The 10,571-nt window shown below is 34.1% G+C and carries 5 protein-coding genes; all 5 read left to right on the top strand.

What is annotated here, in order from left to right; translation table 11 throughout:
• Nucleotides 1-56 precede the first annotated feature (56 nt).
• The 5 genes from serA (at nucleotide 57) to PHP90_RS06165 (ending at nucleotide 10,568) form a co-directional block, all read left to right on the top strand.
• A complete protein-coding gene (gene serA / locus PHP90_RS06185; protein WP_299926919.1) occupies nucleotides 57-1,643 on the top strand; it encodes a phosphoglycerate dehydrogenase in 1,587 nt (528 codons plus the stop codon).
• Nucleotides 1,644-2,085: 442 nt separating this feature from the next.
• On the top strand, nucleotides 2,086-5,916 hold the full coding sequence (locus PHP90_RS06180) for a hypothetical protein (protein WP_299926916.1): 3,831 nt from the start codon (nucleotides 2,086-2,088) through the stop codon (nucleotides 5,914-5,916).
• Nucleotides 5,917-6,059: 143 nt separating this feature from the next.
• Nucleotides 6,060-6,194: a hypothetical protein gene (locus PHP90_RS06175; protein WP_299926913.1), complete on the top strand. Its 135-nt coding sequence runs from the start codon at nucleotides 6,060-6,062 to the stop codon at nucleotides 6,192-6,194.
• Between the two features lie 126 nt (nucleotides 6,195-6,320).
• On the top strand, nucleotides 6,321-7,418 hold the full coding sequence (locus PHP90_RS06170; RefSeq protein ID WP_299926910.1) for a site-specific integrase: 1,098 nt from the start codon (nucleotides 6,321-6,323) through the stop codon (nucleotides 7,416-7,418).
• Nucleotides 7,419-7,703: 285 nt separating this feature from the next.
• Nucleotides 7,704-10,568 carry an ATP-dependent DNA helicase gene (locus PHP90_RS06165; protein ID WP_299926907.1) on the top strand — a complete coding sequence of 955 codons (2,865 nt, stop codon included), beginning with the start codon at nucleotides 7,704-7,706 and terminating at the stop codon, nucleotides 10,566-10,568.
• The last annotated feature ends 3 nt before the right edge of the window (nucleotides 10,569-10,571 follow it).

Raw genomic sequence — 10,571 nt, 5'->3', positions numbered from 1 at the left:
AAACTAAAAACCTACCAAATCACGGCGACTGTATCGCCGTACACAGAGGAAAAGTAATGGAAAAATTTAAAATTGTCGTATGTGATCATATTCATGAAGAGGGTTTGAATATCCTTCGCCGTGATGATAAAGTCGAAATGATTTTTGCTGCTGATATGGATAAAACTGCACTGTTGGATCTTCTTGTTGATGCAGATGTTGCAATTACACGCAGTTCAACCGATGTTGATGACAAATTTATCCAAGCAGGGCGCGGACTGAAAGCTATTGTTCGTGCCGGAGTCGGTGTTGACAACGTGGATATTCCGGGATGTTCAAAAGAGGGAATCATTGTAATGAACGTTCCTACGGCAAATACTATTGCTGCGGTTGAATTGACGATGACACATATGCTCTCTTGTATGCGTATGTTCCCGTACTCTCACGATCATTTGAAAAATCAACGCATCTGGAAACGTGAAAAATGGTACGGATATGAGTTAAAAGGTAAAAAACTGGGAGTTATCGGTTTCGGTAATATCGGAAGCCGTGTCGGTATCCGCGCTAAAGCCTTTGAAATGGATGTTATTGCGTATGACCCATATATTCACCCGTCTAAAGCAACCGATTTGGGTGCTAAATATACAACAAACTTTGATGATATTTTGGCTTGTGACATCATTACGATCCATACTCCGAAAAACAAAGAGACGGTTGGTATGATCGGTGCGGATGAAATTGCTAAAATGAAAGACGGTGTTGTTCTAATCAACTGTGCACGCGGCGGTTTGTACAACGAAGATGCACTCTATGACGGTCTTAAATCAGGAAAAATCCGATTTGCCGGAATTGATGTATTTAACAAAGAACCCGCTATCGATAATAAACTTCTTGATTTGGATAATATCTGTGTCTCTCCGCACTTAGGGGCAAATACATTCGAATCTCAATACAACATCGGTGTGGAAGCAGCTCAACAAGCGATCGAAGCGGCAAAAGGGATTGCATATCCTCATGCATTGAACTTACCGATCGATGAGACTAAAATCCCGTCATTTGTAAAACCTTTCCTCGAAATGGGGCAAAAAATCGGTTTCCTTGCTTCTCAAATGAATAAAGCACCGATTGTTTCGATCAAAGTAAGCGGCCGCGGTGATATTGCTGAGTATGTCAATTCACTTGCAACATTTGTAACTGTCGGTGCTTTGGCTGATATTTCAGGTGATACGATTAATTATGTTAATGCCGATTTCGTTGCAAAAGAGCGTGGAATCAAGATTGAAACAGAAGAACTTCCTGCAAGTCCTGTCTATAAAAACCTTGTAACCGTCAAACTTACTACCGATAAAAATGTAATCGAAATCAGTGCGACGATGTTTAATGACGATGTACAGCGTATCGTTGATATCAACGGTTTCGGTATCGATGTTGAACCGAAAGGGAATATGATCCTTTTCAAAAATACCGATGTACCGGGTGTTATCGGTCAAGTGGGTACACTGCTTGCCGCACATGAAGTCAATATCGCCGATTTCCGCCTCGGTCGCAATAAAAGCGGTGAAGCTCTTGCCGTTATCATGGTTGACTCTGTCGTCAACGATAAAACTCTCAAAGAACTTGCAGCGCTTAAAGCGTGTATCAGCGTTTCATACGCACGTATCTAAATTCTTTCTTTTCATGTGGTATTCTGGACTTGTTCGGGAATACCACTTTTCTTTATTCTTTTAGCTTTTTTATTTCTACAATTTAAATCTGTCAAATTGTCATATCAATTTAATTTTTAGTGTGCTTGGATGCGATATTAAATAAAAATAATTGTATTACACTTGATTGTTGAATGGGCGAGAATTTGTGGAGAAATTATTCTGCCTACGAAGTAAGCAGAGCTGCCCGAAGGCGAATTACAGTGATAATTATAGGTTAACAATGTTAAAGAAGCATTAAAGAAAATTGCCGATGAAGCTGAGGGTAGGGATTAACTTTTCTTGTCATTCCCGACTAGATCGGGAATCCAGCTTTATCTAAAAATTAGGTTATGAAATAAGTCTAATAAAGTTTTTAGCTACTCTATTGAACTTTCATAGTAATATATTTAAAAAGGTATTTATGAAACAAATCGAACGCCAAAAAACGCTCATTTTAAACAGCACAAATTTATCTGAAAAATTAATTTTTAACATACTAAATGGTGTTCAAAATCATAATGTTCTTATAATAAGTTATGAAAAAGAAACATTGAATTTTGAAGAAATTCAACGACTATCTTCAAATTATGGCTTCGATAGTTTTGAACTTTATTCACCAAAAACTAAATCTGTATATGAGCTTCATTCAAGTCTATCAACTTTACAAGAAGAAAGTATTGTTTTGATCATAGGATTAGAAAAAATATTTTTAAATACTACACAAAGTAATTTTCAAATAAAAAGTGGAACAAAACTTTTTAATTATCATTCTTATGAAAATATAGATTCTGTACAACTTATTACATATATAGAATATTTATGCAAACAATTTAACTTTCATTTTCTTTTTCTACTTCAAGCAGATATATCCAATAGTGAAAGAATAACTTCTGAATTACAAGAATACGATATAGAAATATTAAGTATAAAGTATGAAGATGATGATTCGAAAAATATGCAAAAAATAATATTTGAAGAATTAGAAAACACAACTTATGAAGAGGCAATGGATGTATTTAAAAAATATAAATCAGAGTTAAGTCAGTTATCAATTAGAAATTTACAAGTTATGATCTGGTTACAGCATGGATTTCAAGATAAAGCGATTGAATTTTTGAAAGATAATTTTGGAATATTACATAGCAGTGAAAAAAAACAATTGGCTGATTTGTATTATTTTGATGAAAAACATCATGAAGCTGATGTTATTGCAAATATATTATTTCAAGAAAATCCTTTGCTAGTTGGCTTGAATACTCTTTTACTAAAAACGGCAATACAATTAAATAAATTTGAAAATGTGTATGAGCATATTCTTGAAATAGATACTAGGGATGTCAAAGCACTTGAGATATGTGCTGATTATTTTACAAAAGATAAGACTTTTGATTTAGCCATAGAATTTAGAAAGCAACTTTTTAGTATCAGTGGTATGCCATATCATTTGTTATTGTCGGAGATTCTAAAAATTGAAAAAGATAAACCTACTAATGGCAATTTAGCTGAACAACAAATTTTAAGTGTATTAGCTGGATATGATGATGAAGTTTTAGAAATTGAAAAAAATTATAGGCTTGGAAGAATATGGTTTGAAGTTTACAGTAGCCCGTATCAAGCCTATTACCATTTTAAAAATGTTTTAAAACATTGCAACAATATTCATGCAGTAGATGCCGCAAAATATCGTATGAAATTACTTGGTAATCATGGCTATTCGAACAAAATAATTAAGACTGGATACCAAAGAAAGTATCCAGATAGACTTCCAATAATGAGAGTTAATGAGCTTTTTAATAGTTTATTAATTCTTACGTATGATGATAAGGGCTATTTAATTTGGCAAGACTTTCTAGATAACTCTCAAACAAAACAAACTTGGAAAAAATATTTAAGTAGCAAAGTTATAACGATTTTACGAAAAATTGACAGCCAAATCCATGTTGATGATATTAACAAATCTGCAATATTTAATGAATTCAAAGAAAATGAATTACTGGAGATGATTAGGTTTTATAAGAGTGGTAATTTGTCTTATGAACAAATAACAATATTTAAAGAATCAGCAGAAGCTCTTGTATCACAATCTCAAAATGTTTTAGAGCAAATTTGGATTCGATATTACATAGCAAACTTTTTTATGTATATCGGAGAAATGCAACTTGCAAACAATCATTCAATATCTTTATGGTACTTCGCCAATAGAATTGATGATAAGAAAAATTCAAAAATAGCAAGGCTTCTAGGAACACTTTCGTGGGGTATGGCTCAATATAAAAATGGAAAAGAAATAGAAGGTATTGCTTGTATTGCAACTACCATTGAATATTTTGTAGAGATTCAAGAGATTGTACCATTGCTTGAAGATGGACTAGGCGTGCTTAACATTTGGGTTCAAAGTAATAGAAATTTATTCTCTGAAAGTGACTTTGATTTTTTTATTCAATTTTTTAAAAGACTGATTCCTAAAAATGCACAGCAAGATGAGGTGTACGAATATATTGCTAAAGAAGATTGGAATACTATCTATTCTCTATTTGGTTATAAAGTTTATAATCCTCAGAACTATGATGCTCAATGGGCTTTTGATTTTTATCATTATGTTCTTGCAACTGCAAAATCAAAACACCTAACTATTGATTTTGATTTGATTATGAACAATATAGAGAATCTTATACATGCACTTGTGATGAGAAAAGATCAAAGGGCTAAGCTATTAAACTGGTTTGCTGAATTGATTTTTATGGGTTCAGATAACAAATATTCGCCAGTAGAACGGTGGAAAACATCTTTGAAACTTTTGACTATTTCTATTCAGGATTTAGAAGAAAAAAGAAAAAATCTGAAAAATACGTATGAAAGAGCTTTTATATCAGATGAAAGCAGAATAATATATGAACTCTATCTGAGAGTAAATATTATAGTATTCAAAGGTCAGATGTATTTAAATGAAATTGAAGAATTTAAAATAATTCAAAATATATTAAATGCATTTGATTATTTATCATTGCGAACTCAAAAAGAAAAAAAGATTAATAAGTCAGGTGCACAAGTAACCATAGAATTAGAAAAAATTGAAAAAGAATATTTGCAATTGCTTGAGGAACTTTCACAATATAGTGTTAAAAATTTTAAAGAAGCATTTTTAAGTGAAGAATATAAAGAAAAAAGTCAACGTTATGCTGAACTTAGAAGAATTTTAGAAGAAAAACATCCTATTTATATGAATGATTCATTTTATGAAGAAGTGCCGATAACGATAATCCAATCGAAAATGGAGACAGACGAAATATATTATCAATATATTGATACAGAAATATTTATATGCTATTTTGTTATTACAAATGATTTTATTGATTTTGGTTTTATCAATAATAAGGGTTCATTTGATAAAAAAGATGTTGATAATTTAGCTCATCAAATTCAAACTTTTACCTCAAGCACACAATATGATATAAAAAAGATAGAAGAGTCATATTCCAATCTATCTTTGTATTATTTTAAGCCTTTGCTTGGGTATATAACGAGCAATAAATATAAAAAAATTTATATAAATCATGACCTATCTTTGCCTTTTATTTCTTCCAATTTAATTCGTATATACGATAAATGGTTAGTTGAGGAAGTTGATTCTATAGTGAATTTAATGAATAGACATTACTTTCTTGATAAAAAAATAAATACCACATGTGCGTTTAGTATTGCAAATCTCGGAAAAAAAACAGATATGCAATTTATTGAAACGGATCAATGGATAAGTGAAAGTCAAATAAGAAGTCAAAAAAATATTGAAAATTTTGAAAATAATTTCTCTAGTATTACTAGTGCAATGGAAAGCAATCAAACAAATTCACTTTTAATAATCAGTCATGGTATTCAAGGGAGTAATCAAAATATATTAACAGGTGCATTATCTATCGAGGGTGAGAAAAAAACTTATACAATAGATGATTTTAAATTTATTCATGGATTGGAGTGTATGGCTTTTCTAAGTTGTAGTGGAGGTTCATTATCAGTTGGTGAGCATGAAACAAGCAATACAATAATCAGTAGTGTTCTTTCAAAAAATATCAATAGTGCGGTTTTATGTAGATGGGATGTGTTTTTAGAGCCATCATTAAAGATATTTGAAAAGATTATCGAAATGGATAGAAATATCGATGAAGTTATAAATATAGCCATTAAAGAGTATCTTCGACAAAATCCAAATATGCACCCAGTCTTTTGGGCTGGAATTGAAGTTTGGAAAAATTAAAGTAGTAAAAAAAAAGTATGTAAAAATATTCATAGTATTTTTCGATATAGCCTCTTTTTAGCCCCCCTTCGTTATAATAAAATTATTAAATTTGAGATGGATTCCCAATCAAGTTGGGAATGACGGAACACTGCGGAGCGCGAATGACTACGGAAGAGATCGGAGCACTGTTACAGGATAAATCTAAGCTCCTCTCCGAAATCTATTTTGAGCTCCAAACGGCATGTGAAGCCAAATACGGCCCCGACACCCTCGTCATTATTGAAGTGGGAAAGTAAACCCAGTTTGAGACTTCATATAGTATATTGCATATAGCCTCCTTAATTACATAATCATACAACTTTTAGCTATAATGAAAATGAGACACTAAAGATGTGGTAGTTTGATGGTACTGGGGATATCGTATGATGCATTCAAAGTTTGAGGTTGTTAAGCTTGATATTGGTCAAGGGGAAAGATGGTTTTTGTTTAATGACAATGATCAGCCTGTCACGATAGCCAATAGATATATCCATGAGAATTATAAAGACTCTTTAAATACACAAGAACGTGTAGCATATTCCCTTCGCCTTTTATTTGAATACCTAGACTATTTGTATATTAATGTTAGATTTATGACCTATGAGATTTTTATGGAGTACAGGCAGTGGCTTGCATCTGACAAGATGTATAGGGGTGATGATGTTGAGAGAAAAAAGAATAACCTCAAAAAGAGCACTATTGCATTGAGAGAGAGGGATGCAAGACAGTTCTTGATGAATTTCATCAAGCCGCTTTACGGATTGTCTTTTGATATACCGAGAATGCGTATTCCAGCGCAAGATGACCCTAAGTCTAAAGCTGTTGAAATTGATGATTGGGCGCAATTGATGAATGTGGCTTCTGGGCGAAATAAATTGATCTACCAATTCCTCTATGAGTCGGGGGTGAGGATAGGTGAGCTTTTTAATATTGACTATAAAGAATTCTATGATGTTCCAAGAGCAGGCGATGAAGAATTTTTCTGTTTTCATGTTTATGTTTCCTACAACAAGGATCAGCGTAAACAGCCAAAATCTGAGGGACGCCCTGTTTGGATTAGGACGTTATTGGCAGAAAAGGTATCGCGGTATATTAGGACTATGCGATATGAAAACAGCAATAAACACCACGAAATATTCACTGCTGAAAGACCAGCCAAAAATAAGAATGGTACTACTGTGCCTGGAGACCCTTTGTCCTATATGGCCATCTACAAGGCGATGAAGAAGGATGCAAAGCTTGCTGGATTAAATCCGAAGATTATCTCTCCTCATAAAGGTAGACATTCCTTTGCTACAAACCTTTTATTGGAGGGTGCATCAGAAACGGAAGTCAAAACACAGATGGGGCATAAGTCTGTAGCTACTATTTCTATCTATTCCCGTGGATTAACACTGAAGGTTGGCATGGCTGCAGTAGATGGCGCGAGGAATATCGGTGTACGTTTGGATGAGATTGACAGTACATCCACTTTCTACTGAATTGAAATAATCGTTGCCTATTTGATACTCTGATGTCTGAAGTAGCTCCTTGCAGGACTAATGAAACTTTATATGGATAAATTTGCAGAAATGAGAAATAAGTTCGTTGAAGATGATGTGCTGCTCTTTATGAACTGGAGACTGAACTGGCTTGGCACGAAAATGAAAAAGGTGCGAAACTAACAACAAAAAGGAGCTAATACTAATCATTGTATCTATTCTCTTTTGAGAATTTTAGCAAATGGATTGTATTATTTAATTATATTTAATGATGGGGCGTCCGATTTGTTATCAACACCGCAAAAACAAGCCGTAGAAATCACAGAACAGCCACTTCTAATAGTTGCAGGGCCAGGTTCAGGAAAAACCTTTACTCTTACAGAGCGCATTGTCCACATTCTTGTCGAGAAGCAGGTTTTGCCTGAGAATATATTCATCTCAACTTTTACCGAAAAAGCAGCGAAAGAGCTTCTAACACGTATTTCGAATAAAATACTTGAACATGGACTAAAGATTAACGTCAACGACTTTTATATCGGAACACTTCATAGTATATTTTTAGAGCTCATTGATGAACATCTTGAATATTCTGTTTTTAAACGCAGCTACTCTATTCTCGATGACTTTGACCAAAAGTATTATGTATACAGACACATCTATGGAATATTTAAAAAAATACCAGAGTTGGCAGAATTCATCAAGCCAAAAGACAACTGGGCTCGCACAGAAGTTCTAATTGCACTCTTTAATAAATTTACCGAGGAGAATATTGATACGGCCCTATTGGCTGTATCAAACGATGAAGAACTACGAGTATACGCAAAAGCATACGACTACTACTATCACTTGATGATAGAAGAAAACTGCATAGACTTCGCTCTTATTGAAAAGGAATTTTATCGCCTCATAACTGAACATCCAGAAGTGATAGAAATGATTCAAAATAAGATCGAATATTTTATGATCGATGAATACCAAGACACAAATACCCTTCAAGAAATGATCCTCTTGAAGCTCGCTTCGAAGAGCAAAAAGATGTGTGTTGTGGGTGACGATGATCAGTCTCTTTATCGGTTTAGAGGAGCAACGGTTAGAAATATTCTTGAGTTCTCAAATAAATTTGATGATTGTAAGGTCGTAAAGTTAGAAACCAATTACCGCTCTCATGAGAAAATAATAGATTTTTACAATGATTACATCAAAAGCAAAACCTGGACTCAAGACGGTGTTTCCTATCGTCATGACAAAACGATTCAACCACCCAAAGACAAAGAGTTTGTTAAGTATCCGTCCGTCTTAAAGCTAATGGTCGAAGAGGAAGAGGCTTGGAATCAAGGTGTCTTAGAATTTATTCAGTATCTTCAAGCTACCAATACACTTGCTGACCTAAATCAGATTACATTTTTGGCAAACTCTGTTAAAGGCGATCGAATTAAAAATCTTATTGGATTCTTGGAAGAGAATCAAATTCCTGTTTTTTCACCCCGTTCGGATTTTTACTTCCAACGTGATGAGATTAAACTCATTATAGGATTTTTGCTGATCATTTTCAAAAGGTTTATCGATTCGTATCAGCGTGGTGATATCTATGAAACTGATACAATTAAAGACTACTATATCAAAAAATGTTTGTTAACGGCTCAGAGCTACATTAAAAACAATCCCGATCCCGAACTGCTACTATTCATAAGAACCCAAGCTAAAATCTACACCCAGATAGACAAGGGGCAAACTACAGATGATAGTATTACCTCTCTTATCTATAAGTTGATTCAATTTGAACCGTTTGCAAATTTTTTAACAAATAGCTCATTGGCCACCAGAAATCTCTCAATGTTCATAGACTTAACTGTTAAATTCGAAGGATACTACTATGTTTCCGTCCTTAGCGAATCAAAGCTCGATAGTGTGTTGAAAAACTATTTCTCTGTTTTCCTGCACTATTTATATCAAGGCGGGATTAGTGAGTATGAAGACGGTGAAGTGTTAGCTCCATCAGGTGCTATTTCGTTCATGACAATTCATCAGTCCAAAGGGATGGAATTCCCCGTAACCATCGTGACAGGGCTTCATAATAAGCCAAGATCACAGCACAAAGAACTGGATGATAAATTATTACCGTTTATGGCCAAAAAAGAGTTTGAGCCCTATGAGATGATTGCAGATTTTGATTTTACACGACTCTACTACACCGCTTTCTCAAGAGCACAGAATTTACTCCTACTCTCTGATATGATACGACCAACAGGATCGTGGCCGATACCTTCAAAAGCACTAGCAAGCACCCTTTTGAAAATTCCTTCATGGAAAAAAGAAACACTAAAAGATGTGAAGCTTGAACTGGAAAGCGTTAAAAAAGCCAAAATCAACCATCAGTATAGTTTTACCTCAGACATTGCTCTTTATGAGAATTGTCCACTCCAATACAAGTTTTATAGAGAGTTGGAATTTACCCCTGCCAGATCGGGTACGATTATATTTGGTACACTAGTGCATCAGACCATAGAGGATATACATACTGATACATTCAAGAATAATTTTAAACCAATCCCAGAATGGCGCATAGAGGAGTGGTTAAATACAAACTATAATCTACTCGCATTGAAGGAAAACGCATATTTGGATAAAGGGGCGTTAAAAGCAGCACTTAGACATGTCATGAACTACTATAAGCGCAATCAGACCAAATTCAAAGACATTGTTGCCGCCGAAGTTGATATATCAGTGCTACGTAAAGATTATATTTTAAAAGGCGTAATCGATCTTATCCAAGGACAAGATGATACAGTTGAGATTGTTGATTTTAAAGCAACCAAGAAGCCTAAAGATTTAAAAAAAGGCCGCCTTGAGCTTTATCAAAGACAGCTGGAAGTGTATGCTCATATCGTAGAGGAAAAATATGGCAAAACTGTCTCCAAGATGCATCTTTACTATACAGGGGAGACGGAAGGCGATCCGAAGATCAGCTATATCAAGAATAGCTCATCCATTGAGAAGACCTTAGCATCGTTTGATAAGGTTGTGGATAAAATAGAGAATAAAGATTATACCTTATCAGCAAGACCGCTGGACTTATGTAAAGAATGTGATTTTAAACACTATTGCACAAGAACAAAACCAGAAGAAAAATGTAAAAGCAGTATATTTTAGGAG

Source organism: Sulfuricurvum sp. (assembly GCF_028712165.1).
Lineage (GTDB): Bacteria > Campylobacterota > Campylobacteria > Campylobacterales > Sulfurimonadaceae > Sulfuricurvum.
The sequence above is the reverse complement of the archived record's forward strand: the minus strand, read 5'-3'. Positions and strand labels throughout refer to the sequence as shown.